We start from the raw sequence: 21,383 nt of genomic DNA on the forward strand, positions 1-21,383 counted from the left end.
AGGCCGCCGGACCGGGGAGGGGGAAGCTCCGGGAAAAGCGCTTCGCGGCTGCCCGTACCCTGGTCTGGTGAGCGGTGAGAGCGGATTGAAGAGCTACAAGGTCGTCACGCACGGCTGTCAGATGAACGTCCACGACTCCGAGCGGCTGTCCGGGCTGCTGGAGGAGGCGGGCTACGTCAAGGCCGGGCCCGAGGGCGACCCGGACCTGGTGGTGTTCAACACCTGCGCGGTGCGCGAGAACGCCGACAACAAGCTGTACGGCAACCTCGGCCAGCTGGCGCCGGTCAAGACCCGCCACAAGGGCATGCAGATCGCCGTCGGCGGCTGCCTGGCCCAGAAGGACCGCGACAGCATCGTCAAGCGCGCCCCCTGGGTCGACGTGGTGTTCGGCACCCACAACATCGGGCACCTGCCGGCGCTGCTGGAGCGGGCCGCGATCGAGAAGAAGGCCCAGGTCGAGATCCTCGAGTCGCTGGAGACCTTCCCCTCCACCCTGCCGACCCGCCGCGACTCCGCGTACGCCGCCTGGGTCTCCATCTCGGTCGGCTGCAACAACACCTGCACCTTCTGCATCGTCCCCGCGCTGCGCGGCAAGGAGGAGGACCGCCGCCCCGGCGACGTCCTCGCCGAGATCGAGGCACTGGTGGACGAGGGCGTCATCGAGGTGACCCTGCTCGGCCAGAACGTCAACGCCTACGGCTCCGACCTGGGCGACCGCGAGGCCTTCTCCAAGCTGCTGCGCGCCGCCGGCCAGACCGAGGGCCTGGAGCGGATCCGCTTCACCTCGCCGCACCCGCGCGACTTCACCGACGACGTGATCGCCGCGATGGCCGAGACCCCGACCGTGATGCACCAGCTGCACATGCCGCTGCAGTCCGGCTCGGACCGGGTGCTCAAGGCGATGCGCCGCTCCTACCGGCAGGAGCGTTTCCTCGGGATCATCAAGAAGGTCCGCGAGGCGATGCCGGACGCGGCGATCTCCACCGACATCATCGTGGGCTTCCCCGGCGAGACCGAGGAGGACTTCGAGGAGACGATGCACGTCGTCCGCGAGGCCCGCTTCACCAACGCCTTCACCTTCCAGTACTCCAAGCGCCCCGGCACCCCGGCGGCGGAGATGGAGGACCAGGTGCCGAAGGAGGTCGTGCAGGCCCGCTACGACCGGCTGATCGCCCTCCAGGAGGAGATCTCCTGGGAGGAGAACAAGAAGCAGGTCGGACGGACCCTGGAGATCCTGGTCGCCGAGGGCGAGGGCAAGAAGGACGACCAGACCCGGCGGCTCTCCGGGCGCGCGCCCGACAACCGGCTGGTCCACTTCGCGAAGCCGGACGAGCCGGTGCGCCCGGGCGACATGGTGACCGTCGAGATCACCTACGCCGCCCCGCACCACCTGCTCGCCGAGGGCCCGGCGCTCGCGGTGCGCCGCACCCGGGCCGGCGACGCCTGGGAGAAGCGCCAGGCCAAGCCCGCCGCCAAGCCGGCCGGCGTGATGCTCGGCCTGCCGTCCATCGGCGCCCCGGCCGCGCTGCCGCTCTCCGCCCCGGCGGGCGGGGCCTGCTGCGGCGACTGACGCGCTGCTCGTACACCGGCGGCCCGGTGGGACTCCCGAGTCCTGCTGGGCCGCCGTTGTCGTTGGCTAGAGTGATCCACATGCTGGTAGCCGCCGCCGTGTGCCCCTGTCCGCCGCTGCTCGTCCCGGAGATCGCCGCCGGGGCGGCGGCCGAGCTGGACGCGCTGCGCGCCGCCTGCGACGAGGCGCTGGCGGCGCTGGTCGCGGCCGGGCCGCAGCTGGTCGTGGTGGTCGGCACCGGCCCGCAGGCCGAGGTGTGGACCGAGGGCGGGGCCGGCTCCTTCCGCCGCTACGGGGTGCCGCTGGTCGCCAAGCTGCCCGGGGACCGGGTCGAGGGGCCGGAGCTGGCGCCCTCGCTGACCGTCGGCGCCTGGCTGCTGGAGCGCGCCGGGGTGACCCTGCCGACGCACGCCTGCGCGGTGCCCGCAGACGCCCCGGCCGACCGGATGCTCGGCCTCGGGCAGGGCCTGGCCGGGCTCGCCGACCGGGTCGCCCTGCTGGTGCTCGGCGACGGCAGCGCCTGCCGCTCGGTGAAGGCACCCGGCTACCTGGACGAGCGGGCCGAGGGCTTCGACGCCGCGCTGGCCGCCGCCCTGGGCTCGGCCGACCTGCCCGCCCTCGCCGCCCTGGACGCCGGCCTGGCCGCCGAACTCAAGGCGGAGGGCCGGGCGCCCTGGCAGGTGCTGGCCGGCGCCGCCGAGGGCGCCGGCCTCACCGGGCGGCTGGGCTACCAGGACGCCCCCTACGGGGTCGGGTACTTCGTGGCCGCCTGGAGCTGAGTCCGCTCGGGCGGTCAGGACCGCGGGGGCTGCCCGGGCTCGCCCGGCTTCGGCTTGTGGGCGAAGTCGCCGACGGCGTCCTTGGCCTTGCCGGCGCCGTGCTCGATCTTGTCGCTGTACTTGCCCCTGGTCGCCTTGTCGATCGCGCCGCCGGTCTTGTCCACGATGTGCTCGATCTGGTCGCTGTGCTTGCCCGCCAGCTCGCTGGCCTTCTCCTTGAGCTCCTCGGCCTTGCCCTTGAGGTTGTCCATCAGACCCATGGCGGTCTCACCCTTCCCTGTCGTCCTTCGGTCCCCGTCTCCTGCACAACGTCCGTGCTCGGCGAAGTGTTCGCAAACGGGGCATCACCAGGGGAAACGGCCGGAAACGGTCCCGGGAACAGCCATATCGTCGCGCAGCGGCGGGAGACCGGCAGCCCGGTCTCCGGTGCCGCGGGGGTTTTGCGAGACTGGAACGGTGAGCAGCCTCCGTACCCCGCGCGTCATCTCGATCGTCGGCGCGACCGCCGCCGGCAAGTCCGACCTGGCCGTCGCCATCGCCCGCAGCCTCGACGGCGAGGTGATCAACACCGACTCGATGCAGCTGTACCGGGGCATGGACATCGGCACTGCCAAGCTCACCATGGCCGAGCGCGGCGGGGTGCCGCACCACCTGATGGACGTCTGGGACGTCACCGAGGCCGCCAGCGTCGCCGAGTACCAGCGCCTCGCCCGGGCCGAGATCGACCGGCTGCTCGCCGCCGGACGCACGCCCGTCCTGGTCGGCGGCTCCGGACTGTACGTCCGGGCGGCGATCGACGAGATGGAGTTCCCCGGCACCGACCCGGAGGTCCGGGCCCGGCTGGAGGCCGAGCTGGAGCAGCTCGGCCCGTTCGCGCTGCACCGGCGGCTGGCCGAGCTGGACCCGGCGGCGGCCGAGGCGATCCTGACGAGCAACGGGCGGCGGATCGTCCGCGCGCTGGAGGTCATCGAGATCACCGGGCAGCCGTTCACCGCCAACCTGCCGAGCAACACCGCCGTCTACGAGGCGGTGCAGATCGGCGTCGCCGTGCCGCGCCCCGAACTGGACGAGCGGATCGCGCTGCGCGTGGACCGGATGTGGGAGGCCGGGCTGCTGGACGAGGTGCGGGCGCTGGAGGAGGTCGGACTGCGGGAGGGCAGGACCGCCTCCCGGGCGCTCGGCTACCAGCAGGTGCTCGACCACTTCGCCGGCGAGTGCACCGAGGACGAGGCGCGGGCCGAGACCGTCCGGGCCACCAAGCGCTTCGCCCGCCGGCAGGAGTCCTGGTTCCGCCGGGACGACCGGATCCACTGGCTCTCCCGGCCGGCCGGCACCGACCCCGTCGAGCTGCTGGAGAACGCCCTCGAACTGATCGGCCGTCAGGGAGTTCCGGCCGCGTAGGACGGGTTCCGGCCAATTCGGCGGTGCACCTGCGCGCGCAGGTGACCGTGCAGGACGAACCGGCGGTCACGGCCCGATCACGTGATGGCCACGGATCACCCGTCGACCCCGGTCAGGCCCCGGAACGCCCCTCTGGACATGCCATCATCGATGCCATAAGGGTCGGCCGAACGGGCCGACCGCGTCCGGCCGCGAGTCCGCTCGTGTCGAACTGTCAGGGGAGGCCGTGTGTCGACGGGTACCGGCCCCGAACCCGGCCAGAGCGGGAGCGTCACCGCGCCGGCCGAGGAGTTCGACGAGTCGACGATGGGAGACCTCCCCGTGCTGACCGGACTGGAGGCGCCGACCTCGTACGCGACCGCTGTGCCCGCCCTGGACACCCGTACTCCGCCCGGCGGCGCGGTGCACGAGCGGGAGATCCGGCCGCTGCGCCGACTGCGCTGGTGGCAGACGCTGCCGATCGCGCTGGTGGGCACCCTCGGCTCGCTGATGTTCGCCTTCCCGCTCGCCTTCGGCTCGGCCGGGGCGCGCGCCACCATGGTCGGCATGCTCGGGCTGCTGCTCACCGCCGCCTCGGTCGGCTGGGGCGCGATGGCCGCCCGGCACGCCGGCTACAAGTGGCCGGGGCTGCCCCGCCGGGGCTCCGGGCAACGGGCCGGCTGGAAGGCGATCGTGCTCTACACCCTGATCGCGCTGGCCGCCTGCGCACTCGCGGTCTGGCGGGTCGCCTACCTGCGCTGAGGGCCCGCTCGTCGGCTCAGTACCATCGGGAGGGTGAGCGCATCCTCTCCTCGGCACGGCGGCATCCCCTTCTTCAAGGGGCACGGCACCCAGAACGACTTCGTCATCGTCCCGGACCCGGACGGCGCGCTGGACATCGGTCCCGGGACCGTCGCCGCGCTGTGCGACCGGCGGGCGGGCCTCGGCGGGGACGGGCTGCTGCGCGTGGTGCGCTCGGCCGCCGACCCGGCCTCGGCGGGGATGGCCGACCGGGCCGAGTGGTTCATGGACTACCGCAACTCCGACGGCAGCATCGCCGAGATGTGCGGCAACGGCCTGCGGGTCTTCGCCCGCTTCCTGGTCGAGGCGGGCCTCGCCGAGCCCGGTGAGCTGGCCATCGCCACCCGCTCCGGGGTGCTCACCGCGAAGGTCGCCGAGGACGCCGAGGACGGCACGCCCGGTGACGTCACCATCGACATGGGCCGCGCCCGGCTGCCCGGACCGGACGGCATCGAGGTCGCGGTCGGCGAGCGTCGCTGGCCCGCACTGAACGTCAACATGGGCAACCCGCACGCGGTGGCGTTCGTGGAGAGCCTGGACCATGCCGGCGACCTGTTCGCCGCGCCGCTCACCAGCCCCGAGGGCGCCTACCCGGAGGGCGTCAACGTCGAGTTCGTGGTGGACCGGGGCCCGCGGCACGTCGCGATGCGGGTGCACGAGCGCGGCTCGGGCGAGACCCGCTCCTGCGGCACCGGCGCCTGCGCCGTCGCGGTGGCCGCCATCCGCCGGGACGGCGCCGACCCGGCGGTCACCGGTGAGGCCGTCGCGTACACCGTGGACGTGCTGGGCGGCCGGCTGGTCATCACCGAGCACCCGGACGGCCGGGTGGAGATGACCGGGCCGGCCGTGATCGTGGCCGAGGGGCGGCTGGACGAGCGCTGGTGGGAGGCCGTCCGCCGGAGCTGACAGCCCGGTTTGCCCATTTCGTACGGCGACGAATCCCCCCGATCGGGTGATACCGGTCGCGGACGGGAATCACGGCGTCGCGGAACGTGCTCTGCTCGGTAGCATGGACCACCGGGTCGCCCCATGGGGAGGGGCAGCACCCGGCGACCGTTGCCGGAGGTGCGCCGATGACCATCGAAGCCGGGCAGTCCCTGACGGGGCAGCCGACGACCGTACGGCAGGCCGGGGCCAGGAGGCCCCTCGGAGAGCTGCTCGGCCGGGCCGCCCTCGGCCGGGCCGGGCGGGCCGCATTACTGGCCACCGGCCGGCCGCCCGTGCCGGACGCCCTGGAACCGCTCGTCCGGGTCCACCGGCAGCACCATCCGCAGGCCGACCTCGGCCTGCTCGCCCGGGCGTACCGGCTCGCCGAGGCCAGCCACCGCGGCCAGAAGCGCAAGAGCGGCGAGCCGTACATCACCCACCCGCTGGCCGTCACCATGATCCTGGCCCAACTCGGCGCCGGGACCACCACCTTGGTCGCCTCGCTGCTCCACGACACCGTCGAGGACACCGAGTTGACGCTGGAGCAGGTGGGCGCCGGGTTCGGTCCCGAAGTCGCCTACCTGGTCGACGGGGTGACGAAGCTGGAGAAGGTCGACTTCGGCGCCGCCGCCGAGGCCGAGACCTTCCGCAAGATGCTGGTCGCCACCGGGGACGACGTCCGGGTGATGGTGATCAAGCTGGCCGACCGGCTGCACAACATGCGCACCATCCGGCACATGAAGCCGGCCAGCCAGGCGCGGATCGCCAAGGTCACCCGGGACGTGCTGATCCCGCTGGCCGAACGGCTCGGGATCCAGGTGCTCAAGGCGGAGCTGGAGGACATCGTCTTCGCCACCCTGCACCCGGAGGAGCACGCCCGCACCCGCGCCCTGATGGCCGGGCACGAGGCCGAACCGGACACCGTGCTGGAGCCCTTCGCCCGGCAGCTGGCCCGGCAGCTGGCCGAGGCCGGGGTGGCCGCCGAGGTGACCGTCCGGCCCCGGCACTGCGTCTCGCTGCACCGGGTGCTGCTCAAGCGCTCCGGCACGCCCGGGCCGGACGGGTGGCCGCAGGGGCCGCGGCCGGCCGACTTCGGGCGGCTGCTGGTGGTGGTCGAGGAGAACGCGGACTGCTACGCCGTGCTCGGCGAACTGCACACCTGCTGGACGCCGCTGCCCAGAGAGTTCAAGGACTTCGTCGCCGCGCCCAAGTTCAACCTCTACCAGTCGCTGCACACCGCCGTGGCGCTGAGCGGCGGCGCGGTGGTCGAGGTGCTGGTCCGCACCCGCCGGATGCACGAGGTCGCCGAGACCGGGGTGGTCGCGCTGGGCGACCCGTCCCCGGCCGGCGCCGCCCAGGACACCGACGAGCTGGACCGCACCGACCCGGCTCGGCCCGGCTGGCTCAGCCGGCTGCTGGAGTGGCAGCAGGAGACGCCCGACCCGGACGCCTTCTGGTCCGCGCTCACCGCCGACCTGGCCGGAGACCGCGAGATCACCGTCGTGGCGGAGAGCGGCGAAACGCTTCAGCTGAGGGCCGGGGCCACCTGTGTGGACGCGGCCTACCTGCTCGGCGAGGAGACCGGCCACCGATGTATCGGCGTGCGGGTCAACGGGCGGCTCAGCGCGCTCTCCACCGTGCTGGAGGACGGCGACCTGATCGCGGTGCTCACCGAGACCCTCCCGGCCGGCGGCGGGCAGCCCTCCGGCCCCGCCCCCGAATGGCTGGCGCACGCCCGCACCCCCGCCGCCCGGCTCGCCATCGAGCGCTGGCTGGCCGATCCCCCGGCCCGGCCGCCGGCGGTCCGCACCGGCCCGGCCGCGGCGCTGCCCGCCCCGCCCGGCCGCCGCACCGGCGAGAAGCGGTCCGCCCCCGTCACCGTGGCCGGACGGCCCGGGGCGACGGTACGGCTGGCGCGCTGCTGCACGCCCGTCCCGCCGGACGAGGTCACCGGCTACCCGATCCGCGGCGGCGCGGTGGCCGTACACCGCACCGGCTGCCCGGCGGGGGATCGGATGCGGGCGGACGGACGGGCCGCGCTGGAGGTCCGCTGGCAGCCGCAGGACGCCCCGGCCGCCGGGCACCGGGCCACCCTGCGGGCCGAGGCGCTGAACCGGCCCCGGCTGCTCGCCGACGTCACCGCGGCGATCTCCGCCGAGGGCGTCGGCATCGTCTCGGCCGAGGTCGAGCCGCCGCAGGAGTCGCGGGTCCGGCACACCTACACCGTGGAACTGCCCGAGCCGGGGGCACTGCCCGGGCTGATGCGGGCGATGCTGCGGGTCTCCGGGGTGTACGACGTCAGCCGCCCGCACGCCCCGGAGGTCGGATAGGCCCGCCGGCCCGCCGTCTCCGTCGTCCGGACGCCGCCGCGCCCGAAATGGGGATGACCGGCCGGTGCCGGGCGTGGGACCATCATGGGGAATTCACGGCCGGTCCGCGGCGTTCACAGGGCACAGGAGCCCGGGTGGCACCCGAGGACCTGAGGGGTAGCTCACCCCGCCCGGACGGTAACCGGGGCGGCAGCTGGGCAGACTCCGTACGGGACCGCCCGCCGGTCCCCGAAGGCCACCCGTACCAGCGAGCCAAAGGACAGAATGACCTCCACGTTCGACACCCGCGACCACGCCGACGCCACGCGCCGCATCGACGGTCTGCGGGCGGAAGCCCTCATGGACGAGGACCTCGCGGCCATCGACGAGGACCTCGGCCACCACTACGACGGCGACCAGTACGACCGCAGCGAGCGCGCAGCCCTGCGGCGAGTCGTCGGCCTCTCCACCGAACTCGAAGACGTCACCGAGGTCGAGTACCGCCAGCTCCGCCTGGAGCGCGTGGTGCTCGTCGGCGTCTGGACCGACGGCACGCTGGAGGAGGCGGAGAACTCCATGGCGGAGCTCGCCGCCCTCGCCGAGACCGCCGGCTCCCAGGTGCTGGACGGCGTCATCCAGCGCCGCGACAAGCCCGACGCGGCGACGTACATCGGCTCCGGCAAGGCGAAGGAGCTGCGCGACATCGTCGCCTCCACCGGCGCCGACACCGTGGTCTGCGACGGTGAGCTCACCCCCGGCCAGCTGATCCACCTGGAGGACGTGGTCAAGGTCAAGGTCGTCGACCGGACGGCCCTGATCCTGGACATCTTCGCCCAGCACGCCAAGTCCCGGGAGGGCAAGGCGCAGGTCTCGCTCGCGCAGATGCAGTACATGCTGCCGCGGCTGCGAGGCTGGGGTCAGTCGCTGTCCCGGCAGATGGGTGGTGGCGGCTCCGGTTCGTCCGGCGGCGGCATGGCCACCCGTGGTCCCGGTGAGACCAAGATCGAGACCGACCGGCGCCGGATCCGCGAGAAGATGGCGAAGCTCCGCAAGGAGATCGCCGACATGAAGAAGGGCCGCGACACCAAGCGCCAGGAGCGCCGGCGCCACCAGGTGCCGTCCGTGGCCATCGCCGGGTACACCAACGCCGGCAAGTCCTCCCTGCTCAACCGGCTCACCGGCGCGGGCGTGCTGGTGGAGAACGCGCTGTTCGCCACCCTGGACCCGACCGTGCGCCGGGCCCAGACCCCGAGCGGGCGGGTCTACACCCTGGCCGACACCGTCGGCTTCGTCCGGCACCTGCCGCACCACCTGGTCGAGGCCTTCCGCTCGACCATGGAGGAGGTCGCCGACGCGGACCTCATCCTGCACGTGGTGGACGGCTCGCACCCCGAGCCGGAGACGCAGCTGGCCGCCGTCCGCGAGGTCATCGTCTCGGTCGACGCGCAGAACGTGCCCGAGATCGTGGTGATCAACAAGGCGGACGCCGCCGACCCGCACGTGCTGCAGCGCCTGCTGCGCCGCGAGCCGCACGCCATCGTGGTCTCGGCGCGCAGCGGCGCGGGCATCGACGAGCTGCTGAAGCTCATCGACGACGAGCTGCCGCGACCGGCCGTCGAGGTGCGGGCCCTGGTGCCCTACACCCAGGGCGCGCTGGTCTCCCGGGTGCACGCGGAGGGCGAGCTGCTCGCCACCGAGCACACCGCCGAGGGCACCCTGGTGCACGCCAAGGTGCCGGCCGAGCTGGCCGCCGAGCTGGAGCACTTCGCGGTGGCCCTGCAGGGCTGAGGCGCGAGCACGAGTGCGACGGAGGGCCCCCGGGACCGTACTGGTCCCGGGGGCCCTCTCGCGTGCCCGCGGGCCGCCTGCGTGTGCCTGCGGGCCGCCTGCGTGTGCCTGCGGGCCGCCTGCGTGTGCCCGCGGGCCGCCTCCGCGTGCTCCGCGGCCTACCTGACGTTCTTGGCGAAGTAGTCGAAGGCCTGCTTCGCCTGCTCCTGCAGCGAGGGGCCGGCCTGGTACCCGGCCGGGTTGCGGTTGCCGATCGCGCCGACGCTGATCAGGTTGGGCTTGCCGTCCCTGGTGACGAACCAGCCGCCGCCGCTCGAGCCGGCGGTCATGCCGCAGCCGATCACGTACATCGGCGGGCGGGTCCGGTCGAAGGAGAGCCGGGCGGGCGGGACGGGGGAGTCGCAGTGGTCCAGCTCCATGCCGTCGAAGGGCCGCTCGACCGGGTAGCCGTAGGCGGCGGCCGAGGTGATCTGGTCGCGCGGGGCGTTGAACCAGATCGGGACCGAGCCGCCGACCGTCTCCTCCAGGGACTTGCCGGAGTCGTTCTCGGCGCGCACCCGGAGGATCCCGTAGTCGAACTGGTTGTGGGCGCCGACGCCGGTCTCCTGGAGCCAGGTCGGCGACACCAGCGCGTGCACCGCCGTCCACCGGCCGTACGGGGCGGCCTGCGCGTCCGGGTACGGCTTGCCGTGGCTCGCCTGGCCGTCCCGGTTGAAGCCGGGGACGAACACCAGGTTCTTCAGCCAGCCGCCGCCCTTGCCGTCGTGCAGGCAGTGCGCGGCGGTGTAGACGAGGTTGCTGCGGCCGGGGTTGACCGGGTCCGAGACCACGGTCGCGGAGCAGGCCGCGTCGCCCTGCGGGGCGGTCAGGAAGAGCCGGCCGACCACGGCGGCGGCCTGGCCGTACGGGTGCGGCTGCGGCTCGGCCGGGACGACGGCGGGCGGGGCGTCCCGCTCGACGCCCTGGGCCGCGGGGGCGGTGAGCGAGTACTCCGGGGTGGGCCGGGCCTTGGCCGCGTCCATCCGGGCGGGGGACCAGTAGCCCGGGGCGGTGTCGTTGGCGAACCTGCTGTCGGCGACGTACTTCGTCCAGTCCTCCAGCTTCCAGCCCGTCAGGTCGCCCAGGCTGGTGGGCGCGGACTTGGGGAGGGCCGGGGGCGGGGTGGCGGGCCTGGCGGGGCCGGCCGGGCCGCAGGCCGCCGCGGCCAGGGCGGTCACGGCGAGCAGCGCGGCGCCGGCCGTCCCGGCGCGGCGGCGCCGACTGGTGGTTCTGGGCATGCTGCATCGTCCCCCGTGCTGTGCTGGTGTTTCCGTACCGTCCCCCGGTGGCGGCTACTGCTTCCTGGAGATCCAGTCCAGGGCCTGCTTGGCGACCGCCTCCAGGTAGGGGCCGCTGAGCGAGGTGTGCTCCTGGGTGCCGATCGAGGTGTTGCTGACCAGGGCGGTCTTCCCGTCGGGCATGGTGGCGAACCAGCCGCCGCCGCTGGAGCCCTGGGTCATGTTGCAGCCGATGGTGAGCATCGAGGGGCGCTTGGCGTCGAAGGAGAGCCGGGTCGGCTTGCCGCCGTCGCACTTGTACAGCTCCTGGCCGTCGAACGGCTTGAGCAGCGGGTAGCCGACGGCCGAGACGGCGAGCTTGTCGCGCGGCGCGTCGAACCACACCGGGACGGCCGAACCGACCGTCTCCTCCAGGGACTTGCCGGTGTCGTTCTGGTTGTGCACGCGCATCACGGCGAAGTCGTACTGGTTGGCGGCGTCGCCGGTGCCGCCGCCCTCGACCATCCACTGCGGCGAGGTGGTGACCTGGTCGGCCCACCAGGTGCCGAGCGGGGCCAGTTCGGACAGCGGGGCGCGCTTGCCGCCGCTGGAGGCACCCGAGTTGTTGTAGGCGGGCACGAAGACCAGGTCCTTGTAGAAGTTCCCGCCCTTGCCCTCGTGCACGCAGTGGCCTGCCGTCCAGACCAGGTTGCTCTTGCCCGGGCGCTGCGGGTCGGCGATCACGGTCGCCGAGCAGTTGCCGCGGCCGCCCTTGGCGGAGAAGAACACCTTGCCGGAGGGCTGCTTGGTGTACGGGCGGGGCTGCGCCACGGCGTTGACCACCGGCGGCTCGGGGTCGGTCACGCCGTCGTCGGTGGCGGGCTTGGGGGTGGCCGGGGCGGGCTTGGTGGCGGGCGGGGCCGGGTCGGCGGGCTTGGAGTCGCCCATCTTGTCCGGGTCCCAGAAGTCCTTCACCACCGGGTTGTTGAAGACGTGCTTGGACGCCCACTTGTCCCAGTCCTCGAACTTCCACTTCTTCAGGTCGTCCCAGGACCTCGGCAGGCCCTCCAGCAGGCTGGTCGGCAGGCCGGACGGCAGGGTGATCCCGCCGATCACGCCGCCCCCGCCCGCACCGCCGCTCGCGGCGGCCGAGGAGGGCGGCGGCGCGGCGCTGCCCGCGCCGTCGCCCGCCGGGCCGTCCGGCCCGCAGGCGCTCACGGCGAGCAGCGTCCCCGCGACCACGGCGGCGGCCAGGGCTGACCGGTGGATCGTAGGCATCTGTGCGATTCCCCCTGTGCTCGGTCGGTCTACGGTGCGGCGGCTTGCCGCCCTGGAGTCTTCCATCGCGGACGAGGACGGCCGTGCCCGCCCCCCGGGTTGCGGCGGCGCGGCGGGGTCACCGATCCGTGACACGGACGCGGTCGGCCGGTTGGCACAGCAGGGCTTTCGGCCCCGTTGGCGGACAATCCCCGATCTTCACCCGGACGAGTGAGCCGTCCTTGTGATCACCCCTCAGGGATAGGTAACCCTTACCTGACGCGACGGTGCGAGCGCCCGCCGACCCCCTCCACCACAGTGCGCGTCCGCACCCCCACGCGCCCCAAGGAGCAGCCTTGAGCACCGCCCTCACCGGAGCCCCGCCCGAACTGCCGCTGCCCGGGCAGCCCCCGAGTGAGGAGCACCTGCGCGAGCCCGACCCGCTGCTGCACCCCGACCCCGCCGTCGCCGCCGAACAGGCCGCCCTGGAAGCCCTGTTGCGCTGCTGGACGCGGGAGACCGGGGCCCGGCCCGGGCCGGACGGGCGGCTGCGGATCGCCGTCCTCGGCGGGGCGGCCCGGCTCACCGCCCCGGTCCGCTACTGGTCGCCCGGCGGCTGGCACCGGTTCGGCCCGGCCACCCTCGCGACCGGAGGGGAGGGCACCGACTCCCCGGTGGACGCCGTCACCGCCGCCGCACTGCTGGCCGCCGCGGCCGCCGAGCGGCCCGACCCCGGGCAGATCGCCGACCTCGCCGGGCGGGTCGCCGACTCGGTGGTCCGCACCGCCGAGATCCTCGCCCACCGCCGGACCGCCGCCGCGCCCGGCGGCCCGGAGCGCTCGCAGTTCCTCGCCGCCGAGCAGTCCCTGCTGCTCGGCCACCCGCTGCACCCGACCCCGAAGAGCCGCGACGGCCTCGGCCCGGCCCAGAGCGTCGCCTACTCGCCCGAACTGCACGGCTCCTTCCGGCTCCACTGGTACGCCGTGGACCTTGGGCTGCTCGCCGCGGGCTCCGCCGTCGCCGAGAGCGCCGAACAGCTCACCGCCGGCCTGCTCGACGGCTGCCTCGCGCTGCCGCCCGGCACCGCCGCCCTGCCGCTGCACCCCTGGCAGGCCCGCGAACTCGCCCACCGCCCGGCCGTCGCCGCACTGCTCGCCGACGGGCTGCTGCACGACCTCGGACCGGCCGGCGAGCCCTGGCACCCCACCTCCTCGGTGCGCACCGTCTACCGGCCCGGCACCCCGTGGATGCTCAAGCTCTCGCTCGGCCTGCGGATCACCAACTCCCGCCGGGAGAACCTGCGCAAGGAGCTGCACCGCGGCCTGGAGATGCACCGGCTGCTGGAGAGCGGACTGGCCGCCGAGTGGCGGGCCGTCCACCCCGGGTTCGACATCGTCCGCGACCCGGCCTGGATCGGCGTCGACCATCCGGCGCTCGGCGACCCGGGCGGCCTGGACACCGTGCTGCGCGCCCAGCCGTTCGCCCCCGCCGAGCGCGCGCTGTGCGTCGCCGGGCTGGTCGCCGAGCAGCCGCTCGGCACCGGCGACACCGTGCCGTCCCGGCTCGGCGACACCCTGCGGGCGCTCGCCGCGCGCTGCGGCCGCCCGCTGCCGACCGTGGCCGCCGAATGGTTCCTGCGCTACCTGGACGCCGTCGTGCTGCCCGTCCTGTGGCTGGACGGCCGGGGCGGCATCGCCCTGGAGGCGCACCAGCAGAACAGCCTCGTCCTGCTCGACGACGACGGCTGGCCGAGCGGCGGCCGCTACCGCGACAACCAGGGCTACTACTACCGGGAGAGCGCCGCCGAGCGGCTCACCGCCCGGCTGCCCGGACTCGGCGCCGACAGCGACACCTTCCTGCCCGACCCGGTGATCGACCACCACTTCGCCTACTACCTCGGCATCAACCACGTCCTCGGCCTGATCGGCGCCTTCGGCTCCCAGCGGCTCGCCGACGAGACGGTGCTGCTGGCCGCGCTGCGCCGGTTCCTGGCCGGACCGCGGGTCGCCGCCACCCGGTCCTCGCTGCCCGGGCTGCTGCTGGACGCGCCCACACTGCCCTGCAAGGCCAACCTGCTCACCCGGATCAACGGCATGGACGAGCTGGTCGGCCCGGTCGCCAGCCAGTCCGTCTACGTGGACATCCCCAACCCGGTGGCGGGTGGCTGATGTTGGACGACCTGCCCGGGTGGGGCGCGATCCCCACCCCGGCCGGCGAGTTCCGGCTCAGCCCGGTCCGGCTGCCCGCCGACCTGGGGCTGCTCGCCGGATGGATGAACGACCCCGAGGTCGCCGCCTTCTGGGAGCTCTCCGGCCCGCCGGAGGTCACCGACCGGCACGTCCGGGCCCAACTGGACGGCGACGGCCGCAGCCTGCCCTGCCTCGGCCTGCTCGACGGCGAGCCGATGAGCTACTGGGAGGTCTACCGCGCCGACCTCGACCCGCTGGCCGCGCACTACCCGGCCCGCCCGCACGACACCGGCGTCCACCTGCTGCTCGGCCCCGCCGCCAGCCGCGGCCGGGGGCTGGGCGCCGTCCTGCTGGCCGCCCTCGCGGAGCGGATCCTGTGCCGCCGCCCGTCCTGCGAACGGGTCGTCGCCGAACCGGACGTCCGCAACCGGCGCTCGGTCCGGGCCTTCGAACGGGCCGGGTTCCGGGCGGCCGGCGAACTCGACCTGCCCGACAAGCGCGCCGCCCTGATGGTGCGCGGCCGAGCACCCCGCCCCCGATCCGCAGCCCCGGACCCGATCCCGACCTGCCCAGACCCCGCCTAGCCCGATCCCGACCTGCCCAGACCCCGGCCTGCCCAGACCCCGCCTAGCCCCGATCCCGCCTAGGACATCCCGTGGACACCCCTGCATCGCCGCCGCCGTACGACCTGCTCGGCGTCGGCATCGGCCCGTTCAACCTCTCGCTCGCCGCGCTCGCCGAGCCCGTCCCCGGCCTGCGCACGCTCTTCTGCGACCAGCGCCCGGAGTTCCGCTGGCACCACGGGATGCTGGTGGACGGGGCCCGGATGCAGGTGCCGTTCCTCGCCGACCTGGTCTCGCTGGTGGACCCGACCAACCCGTGGTCCTTCCTCAACTACCTGCGCGAGCAGGACCGGCTGTTCCCGTTCTACTTCGCCGAGCGCTTCCAACTGCCGCGCCGCGAGTACGACCACTACTGCCGCTGGGCCGCCGAACGGCTGGCCAACTGCCGCTTCGGCACCGAGGTCACCGCCCTGCACTGGGACCACGCAGCCGGCGAGGACCCGTGCTACCGGGTCGAGTTGACCGACACCGCGACCGGTCGGAAGTCCTCCGTGCGGGCCCGCAACCTCGCCCTCGGCGTCGGCACCCGGCCGGTGCTGCCGGAGGCCTTCGCCGGGCTGGCCGGCCACCCGCGGGCCTTCCACTCCGCCGACTACCTGGACCGCCGCGCCGACCTGTCCGGCGCCCGGGACATCACCGTGGTCGGCAGCGGGCAGTCCGGCGCCGAGGTCTTCCTCGACCTGCTCCGCCGCCACGAGGACGACGGCGTCCGGCTGCGCTGGCTCACCCGCACCAGGGCGCTCGCGCCCATGGAGTACTCCAAGCTCGGCCTGGAGCACTTCACCCCCGACTACACCCGCTACTTCCACGGTCTGCCCGGGCCCGTCCGGGACGCCCTGGTCGCCGCCCAGTGGCAGCTGCACAAGGCCGCCAGCGCCGAGACCCTCGCCGAGATCCACGACCACCTCTACGAGCGCACCATCGGCCGCCCGATCGACACCGCCCCGGTCGAGATCACCCCCGGCACCGCCGTCACCGACACCCGTCCCGGCCCCTGCGGCGGCCTCGAACTGCACTGCCGGCACAACGACTCCGGCGCCGAGCACGTCCTGCGCACCGACGCCGTGGTGCTCGCCACCGGCTACCGGGCCGCCCGCCCGGCCGCGCTCGAACCGCTCGCCGACCTGATCGACTGGGACGAGGCCGGGCGCTACCGGGTCGACCTGGACCACCGGGTCGCCACCCGGCCCGGGCTCACCGGCGGCCTCTACGTCCAGAACGCCGAACTGCACACCCACGGCGTCGGCGCGCCCGACCTCGGGCTCGGCGCCCACCGCGCCGCCGTGATCCTCAACGCCGTCACCGGCCGGACCGTCCACCGACTGCCCGACCGCACCGCCTGGACCGGTTTCGCGCCGCCCACCACCGCCCCCCTCGACCGGACCCCCGTCCTCCCTCGCCCCCAGGAGCTGACCCGTGCCGCAACCGTCGGCCGCTGAACCGCCGCTCTACCTGCCCCCCCACCTCACCGCCGGGCACTGGCAGCGGGCCGGCCGGGCCCTGCTGGCCAAGATGCTCGGCGAGTTCGCCTACGAGGACCTGCTCACACCCGTCCCCGGCGCCCTCGACGGCGAGTACCTGGTGAAGCTGCCCGAAGCCGAGTACCGCTTCACCGCCCGGCGCGGCGCCTACGACGGCTGGCAGGTCGACCCGGAGTCGGTCCGGTGCTCCCGACCGGACGGCCTGGACCCGCTGCGCTTCCTCCCGTACGCCCGGCAGACCCTCGGGATGCTCGGCGAGACCACCGCCCACCTGATCCGCGAGCTCTCCGCCACCCTCACCGCCGACGCCCGCCAGCTCGCCACCGCGCTCACCGCCGCCGAACTCGCCGACCTCGACCACGCCGCGCTGGAAGGCCGGCAGGGCGGCCACCCCTGGATCGTCCCCAACAAGGGCCGGATCGGCTTCTCCGCCGCCGACGCCGCCCGCTGGGCACCGGAGGCCCGCAGCCCGCGCCCGCTGCCCTGGATCGCCGTCCACCGCCGGCTCGCCGAGTACCGCGGCGTACCCGGCCTGGAGCACCCCGAGCAGCTGTACGCCCGCGAGCTGGACGACCCGGACGTACTGCGCGCCGCCCTCGGCCCGGACGCCGACGACTACCTGCTGCTGCCCGTCCACCCCTGGCAGTGGGACGAGACGATCCTGCCGCTGTTCGCGCCCTGGATCGCCTCCGGCGAGATCGTCCCGCTGACCTCGGACGGCGACCCACGGCTGCCCCAGCAGTCCATCCGCTCCTTCTTCAACACCGCCCGCCCCGAGCGCTGCACCGTCAAGCTGCCGCTGTCCATCCTGAACACCCTGGTCTGGCGCGGCCTGCCCACCGAACGCACCCTCGCCGCGCCCGCCGTCACCGCCTGGCTGCACGGACTGCGCGACGCCGACCCGTTCCTGCGCGACGAATGCCGGGTGATCCTGCTCGGCGAGATCGCCTCCGTCACCGTCGACCACCCGCTGTACCGGGAGATGCCCGAGGCGCCGTACCAGTACAAGGAGCTGCTCGGCGCGATCTGGCGCGAACCGCTCGGCCCCTTCCTGGACACCGGCGAACGCGCCCGCACCCTCGCCGCCCTGCTGCAGACCGGCTCCGACGGGCGGGCGCTCGCCGCCGAGCTGATCGCCCGCTCCGGACTCACCCCGGCCGAGTGGACCGGCCGGCTGTTCGCCGCGATGCTCCCGCCGCTGCTGCACTTCCTCTACCGGTACGGGCTGGTCTTCTCCCCGCACGGCGAGAACGCCATCGTGGTCTTCGACGAGCGCGACACCCCGGCCCGGCTCGCGGTCAAGGACTTCGTGGACGACGTCAACCTCAGCTCGCAGGACCTGCCCGAGCTGCGCGACCTGCCCGCCGAGGTGGCCGACGTCCTGCTGCGGGACAGCGCGCAGGACCTCTGCCAGTTCATCCACTCCGGGCTGTTCATCGGCGTCTTCCGCTACCTCGCCCCACTGCTGGAGGCGCAGACCGGACTGCCCGAGACCGAGTTCTGGGCCCTGCTGCGCGCCGAGGTCCTGCGCCACCAGGACCGCTTCCCCGAGCTGCGCGAGCGCTTCGAGCTGTTCGACCTGTTCCGGCCCCGGATCGACCGGCTCTGCCTCAACCGCAACCGGCTGGTCCTCGACGGCTACCAGGACCGCCCGCACCGCCCGCACGCCGCCCGGTTCGGCACGGTGCCGAACGCACTGGTGTCGGTGGACGTGCGGCAGCCCGCGCGACGGGACCGGATTGTCACCCCCGCCCCGTAGGGTGGGAGGGTCATGACGAACGACTCCGAATCCCACGACTCCGAATCCCCCGACTCCGAGTCCCCGCGCGCGGCGGACCTCGGCGACGAGGCCGGGGAAGCCGTCGCCGTCCCGCGCTCGCGGATCCCCGAACTGCTGCACGCCGCGGTGGCGGCCGTCGGCGGCGTCGAGCGCCCCGGCCAGGTCCGGATGGCCGAGGCCGTCGCCGACGCCGTCGACCACGGCGAGCACCTGCTCGTCCAGGCCGGCACCGGCACCGGCAAGTCCCTCGCCTACCTGGTGCCCGCGCTCGCCCACGGGGACCGCGTGGTGGTCGCCACCGCCACCCTGGCGCTGCAACGCCAGCTGGTGGAGCGGGACTTGCCGCGCACCGTCGAGGCGCTGCACCCGGTGCTGCGCCGCCGCCCGCTGTTCGCGATGCTCAAGGGCCGCTCCAACTACCTGTGCCTGCACCGGGCCAACGAGGGCACCCCGAGCGAGGAGGGCGAGGGCCTGTTCGACCCGGTGGACGCGCTCGGCGGGCCCACCGGCAAGCTCGGGCAGGAGGTCCTGCGGCTGCGTGACTGGGCCGACGAGACCGAGACCGGGGACCGCGACGACATGAGCCCCGGCGTCTCCGACAAGGCCTGGGCCCAGCTCTCGGTCACCTCCAAGGAGTGCCTGGGCGCCACCCGCTGCGCGTACGGGCAGGAGTGCTTCGCCGAGAAGGCGCGGGAGCGGGCCAAGCTGGCGGACGTCGTGGTCACCAACCACGCGATGCTCGCGATCGACGCGATCGAGGGCGCGCCGGTGCTGCCCGAGCACGGGCTGCTGATCGTGGACGAGGCGCACGAGCTGGTCAACCGGGTCACCGGCGCGGCCACCGCCGAGCTGACCGTCGGCGCGGTCAACCGGGCGGTGAAGCGGGCCGCCCGGCTCGCCAACGAGAAGGCCGTGGACGCCCTGCAGGCCGCCGCCGAGAACTACCACGGCCTGATGGAGACCGCCCAGCCCGGCCGGGTCGAGGAGCTGCCCGAGTACCTGGCGTATGCGGTCACCGCGATCCGGGACGCCTCCCGCCAGGTGATCACCTCGCTGGGGGAGACCAGGGACAAGGGGCTCAGCGACGAGGACGCCGTCCGCAAGCAGGCGATGGCCTCCGTCGAGACGCTGCACGAGACCGCCGAGCGGCTGCTGGAGGACTCCGAGTACGACGTGGTCTGGATCGAGCGCAGCGACCGCTACGGGTTGGGCACCGCCTCGGTGCGGGTCGCCCCGCTGAGCGTCTCCGGGCTGCTGCGCGAGGGGCTGTACAAGGAGCGCTCGGTCGTCCTCACCTCGGCCACGCTGAAGCTCGGCGGGGACTTCAAGGGGGTCGCCGCCTCGGTCGGCCTGCCCGCCGAGACACGGCTGCCGGACATCCGCACGGCCGGGGACAACCCGGAGGGCGGTGCCGGGTTCGGCGAGGACGCCGTCCCGTTCTGGCGCGGGATCGACGTCGGCTCGCCGTTCAAGTACCCCAAGCAGGGGATCCTGTACGTCGCCAAGCACCTGGCCGATCCCGGGCGCGACCCCGAACGTCCTGACATGCTCGACGAGTTGGCCGAGCTGATCGACGCGGCGGGTGGGCGGACGCTGGGCCTGTTCTCCTCGATGCGCGGCGCCCAGACGGCGGCCGAGGCGATGCGCGAGCGGCTGGACCACCGGATCCTGCTCCAAGGGGAGGACACCCTGGGCGAGTTGATCCGGGAGTTCGCCTCGGACGCGTCCACCTGCCTGTTCGGCACGCTCTCGCTCTGGCAGGGCGTGGACGTGCCCGGATCGGCCTGCCAGCTGGTCGTGATGGACCGGATCCCGTTCCCGCGTCCGGACGACCCGCTGATGAGCGCCCGCCAGAAGGACGTCGAACAGCGCGGCGGGAACGGCTTCATGGCGGTCGCGGCGACGCACGCGGCACTGCTGATGGCGCAGGGGGCGGGCCGGCTGGTGCGCGCTGCGGACGACCGGGGCGTGGTGGCGGTGCTCGACCCGCGGGTGGAGACCAAGCGGTACGGGGGCTTCTTCCGCTCCTCGATGCCCGAGTTCTGGTACACCACCGACCGCAACCAGGTGCGCCGCTCGCTGGCGGCGATCGACGCCTCGGCGGCGCCGGTGCGTCCGGTGGTGAAGCGGGGCTGAGGCCCGGGCCCCGGGGGGTGACGGAACGCCGGAGGGGCTCCCCCGCGGATGCGGTGGAGCCCCTTCCCGGTGTCTGCGGTCCCCGTGTGCGGCCCCGCGGGGTGTCCCGCGGGGGTGGGGGCGGTCAGAGGCGGCGCAGGACCGCGACGACCTTGCCCAGGATGGTCGCGTTGTCGCCGTTGATCGGCTCGTACGCCGGGTTGTGCGGCATCAGCCAGATCCGGCCGTCCTCGCGCTTGAGCCGCTTGACGGTGGCCTCGCCGTCGATCATCGCGGCCACGATGTCGCCGTTCTCGGCGACCGGCTGGCGGCGCACGGTGACCCAGTCGCCGTCGCAGATCGCCGCCTCGATCATCGAGTCGCCGCGCACGGTGAGCGCGAACAGCTCGCCCTCGCCGACCAGTTGCCGGGGCAGCGGGAAGACGTCCTCGACCGTCTGCTCGGCCAGGATCGGCCCGCCGGCGGCGATCCGGCCCACCAGCGGCACGTAGGAGGTGGACGGGCGGCCGGCCGTCTCGGCGGTGTTGGGGCGGGCCACCTCGACGCCGCGGACCTCGTAGGCGCGGGGGCGGTGCGGGTCCCGGCGCAGGAAGCCCTTGCGCTCCAGGGCCATCAGCTGGTGGGCCACCGAGGAGGTGCTGGACAGGCCGACGGCCTGGCCGATCTCGCGCATGGACGGCGGGTAGCCCCGGCGCTGGACGGAGTCCCGGATGACCTCGATCACCCGGCGCTGGCGCTCGGTGAGGCCGGCCTCGTCGGTCCGGATGCCGGGGGGGCGGCCGGGCATCGCGCGGGCGGGCGAGGGGTGGGTGTCATCCATGGCGGGGGAGTGTTCGATCGGCTGGTCGGGCACCCGGTTCGAGCCGGAAAGGGCCGTACCGGAGAGATGGTGGTCTTCGCTGCGGTCCATGCTGATATCCACACTCTGCTGATTCGTGGTGCGCTGCCCCACCTTGAACTGGGAGTGTTCCTGCACCGGGATGGTGTTGGTTTCGATCGTGTTCACGGCGGCCCCTCTCGACGGCTGTCCTCTCCCTTTCCAGCCCAACGCACCTCCTATCGAAAGGTTGCGCCAAACACACGTTCGAGTGAATTATTCGGGAGTTG

General features: G+C 73.9%; 16 protein-coding genes. 12 read left to right on the top strand and 4 right to left on the bottom strand.

Going from position 1 to position 21,383, the window contains the following annotated elements:
* Nucleotides 1-67 precede the first annotated feature (67 nt).
* The gene (gene miaB, locus ACZ3TI_RS30265) at nt 68-1,570 is read left to right on the top strand and encodes a tRNA (N6-isopentenyl adenosine(37)-C2)-methylthiotransferase MiaB (RefSeq protein WP_465731761.1); all 1,503 of its coding nucleotides are present in this window, start codon (nt 68-70) and stop codon (nt 1,568-1,570) included.
* Between the two features lie 80 nt (nt 1,571-1,650).
* On the top strand, nt 1,651-2,349 hold the full coding sequence (locus ACZ3TI_RS30270; RefSeq protein ID WP_465731763.1) for a class III extradiol ring-cleavage dioxygenase family protein: 699 nt from the start codon (nt 1,651-1,653) through the stop codon (nt 2,347-2,349).
* Between the two features lie 14 nt (nt 2,350-2,363).
* Here ACZ3TI_RS30270 and ACZ3TI_RS30275 read toward each other — a convergent pair whose 3' ends face one another.
* Complete coding sequence (locus ACZ3TI_RS30275) at nt 2,364-2,609, bottom strand: antitoxin (protein WP_465731764.1); 246 nt, start codon at nt 2,607-2,609, stop codon at nt 2,364-2,366.
* A 196-nt stretch (nt 2,610-2,805) separates the two neighbouring features.
* On the opposite strand from ACZ3TI_RS30275, the gene miaA reads away from it, so the two are divergent.
* From miaA to hflX, 5 genes are all read left to right on the top strand, one after another.
* Nucleotides 2,806-3,750 carry a tRNA (adenosine(37)-N6)-dimethylallyltransferase MiaA gene (gene miaA / locus ACZ3TI_RS30280; RefSeq protein WP_465731765.1) on the top strand — a complete coding sequence of 315 codons (945 nt, stop codon included), beginning with the start codon at nt 2,806-2,808 and terminating at the stop codon, nt 3,748-3,750.
* 228 nt (nt 3,751-3,978) lie between these two features.
* Entirely contained in the window at nt 3,979-4,491 is a 513-nt protein-coding gene (locus ACZ3TI_RS30285) for a hypothetical protein (RefSeq protein ID WP_465731767.1), read from the top strand.
* A gap of 33 nt (nt 4,492-4,524) precedes the next feature.
* A complete protein-coding gene (gene dapF / locus ACZ3TI_RS30290; RefSeq protein ID WP_465731769.1) occupies nt 4,525-5,436 on the top strand; it encodes a diaminopimelate epimerase in 912 nt (303 codons plus the stop codon).
* A 167-nt stretch (nt 5,437-5,603) separates the two neighbouring features.
* Nucleotides 5,604-7,787: a RelA/SpoT family protein gene (locus ACZ3TI_RS30295; protein WP_465731771.1), complete on the top strand. Its 2,184-nt coding sequence runs from the start codon at nt 5,604-5,606 to the stop codon at nt 7,785-7,787.
* 264 nt (nt 7,788-8,051) lie between these two features.
* Nucleotides 8,052-9,554, top strand: coding sequence for a GTPase HflX (gene hflX, locus ACZ3TI_RS30300; protein WP_465731773.1), 1,503 nt, complete (start codon nt 8,052-8,054; stop codon nt 9,552-9,554).
* A 158-nt stretch (nt 9,555-9,712) separates the two neighbouring features.
* Here the strand turns inward: hflX and ACZ3TI_RS30305 are convergent, their stop codons facing one another.
* Nucleotides 9,713-10,831 carry a trypsin-like serine peptidase gene (locus ACZ3TI_RS30305; RefSeq protein WP_465731775.1) on the bottom strand — a complete coding sequence of 373 codons (1,119 nt, stop codon included), beginning with the start codon at nt 10,829-10,831 and terminating at the stop codon, nt 9,713-9,715.
* A 54-nt stretch (nt 10,832-10,885) separates the two neighbouring features.
* Nucleotides 10,886-12,088, bottom strand: coding sequence for a trypsin-like serine peptidase (locus ACZ3TI_RS30310; RefSeq protein WP_465731777.1), 1,203 nt, complete (start codon nt 12,086-12,088; stop codon nt 10,886-10,888).
* A 335-nt stretch (nt 12,089-12,423) separates the two neighbouring features.
* Between ACZ3TI_RS30310 and ACZ3TI_RS30315 the strand changes: the two genes are divergently transcribed.
* From ACZ3TI_RS30315 to ACZ3TI_RS30335, 5 genes are all read left to right on the top strand, one after another.
* On the top strand, nt 12,424-14,235 hold the full coding sequence (locus tag ACZ3TI_RS30315) for an IucA/IucC family protein (RefSeq protein WP_465731779.1): 1,812 nt from the start codon (nt 12,424-12,426) through the stop codon (nt 14,233-14,235).
* Entirely contained in the window at nt 14,127-14,840 is a 714-nt protein-coding gene (locus tag ACZ3TI_RS30320; RefSeq protein WP_465731910.1) for a GNAT family N-acetyltransferase, read from the top strand. The genes ACZ3TI_RS30315 and ACZ3TI_RS30320 overlap by 109 nt, the downstream gene beginning before the upstream one ends.
* Nucleotides 14,841-14,911: 71 nt before the next feature.
* Nucleotides 14,912-16,318 (top strand): lysine N(6)-hydroxylase/L-ornithine N(5)-oxygenase family protein, encoded by a 1,407-nt coding sequence (locus ACZ3TI_RS30325; RefSeq protein ID WP_465731781.1) that lies wholly within the window; start codon nt 14,912-14,914, stop codon nt 16,316-16,318.
* Nucleotides 16,296-18,119 (top strand): IucA/IucC family protein, encoded by a 1,824-nt coding sequence (locus ACZ3TI_RS30330; protein ID WP_465731783.1) that lies wholly within the window; start codon nt 16,296-16,298, stop codon nt 18,117-18,119. Before ACZ3TI_RS30325 ends, ACZ3TI_RS30330 begins: the two co-directional genes overlap by 23 nt.
* Before the next feature lie 12 nt (nt 18,120-18,131).
* The gene (locus tag ACZ3TI_RS30335; RefSeq protein ID WP_465731785.1) at nt 18,132-20,276 is read left to right on the top strand and encodes an ATP-dependent DNA helicase; all 2,145 of its coding nucleotides are present in this window, start codon (nt 18,132-18,134) and stop codon (nt 20,274-20,276) included.
* Between the two features lie 124 nt (nt 20,277-20,400).
* On the opposite strand, the gene lexA is transcribed toward ACZ3TI_RS30335, so the two are convergent.
* Nucleotides 20,401-21,096, bottom strand: a complete 696-nt coding sequence (lexA, locus tag ACZ3TI_RS30340; RefSeq protein WP_188299320.1) for a transcriptional repressor LexA — start codon at nt 21,094-21,096, stop codon at nt 20,401-20,403.
* Between the last annotated feature and the right edge of the window lie 287 nt (nt 21,097-21,383).

This window comes from Kitasatospora sp. NPDC023120 (genome assembly GCF_055560835.1).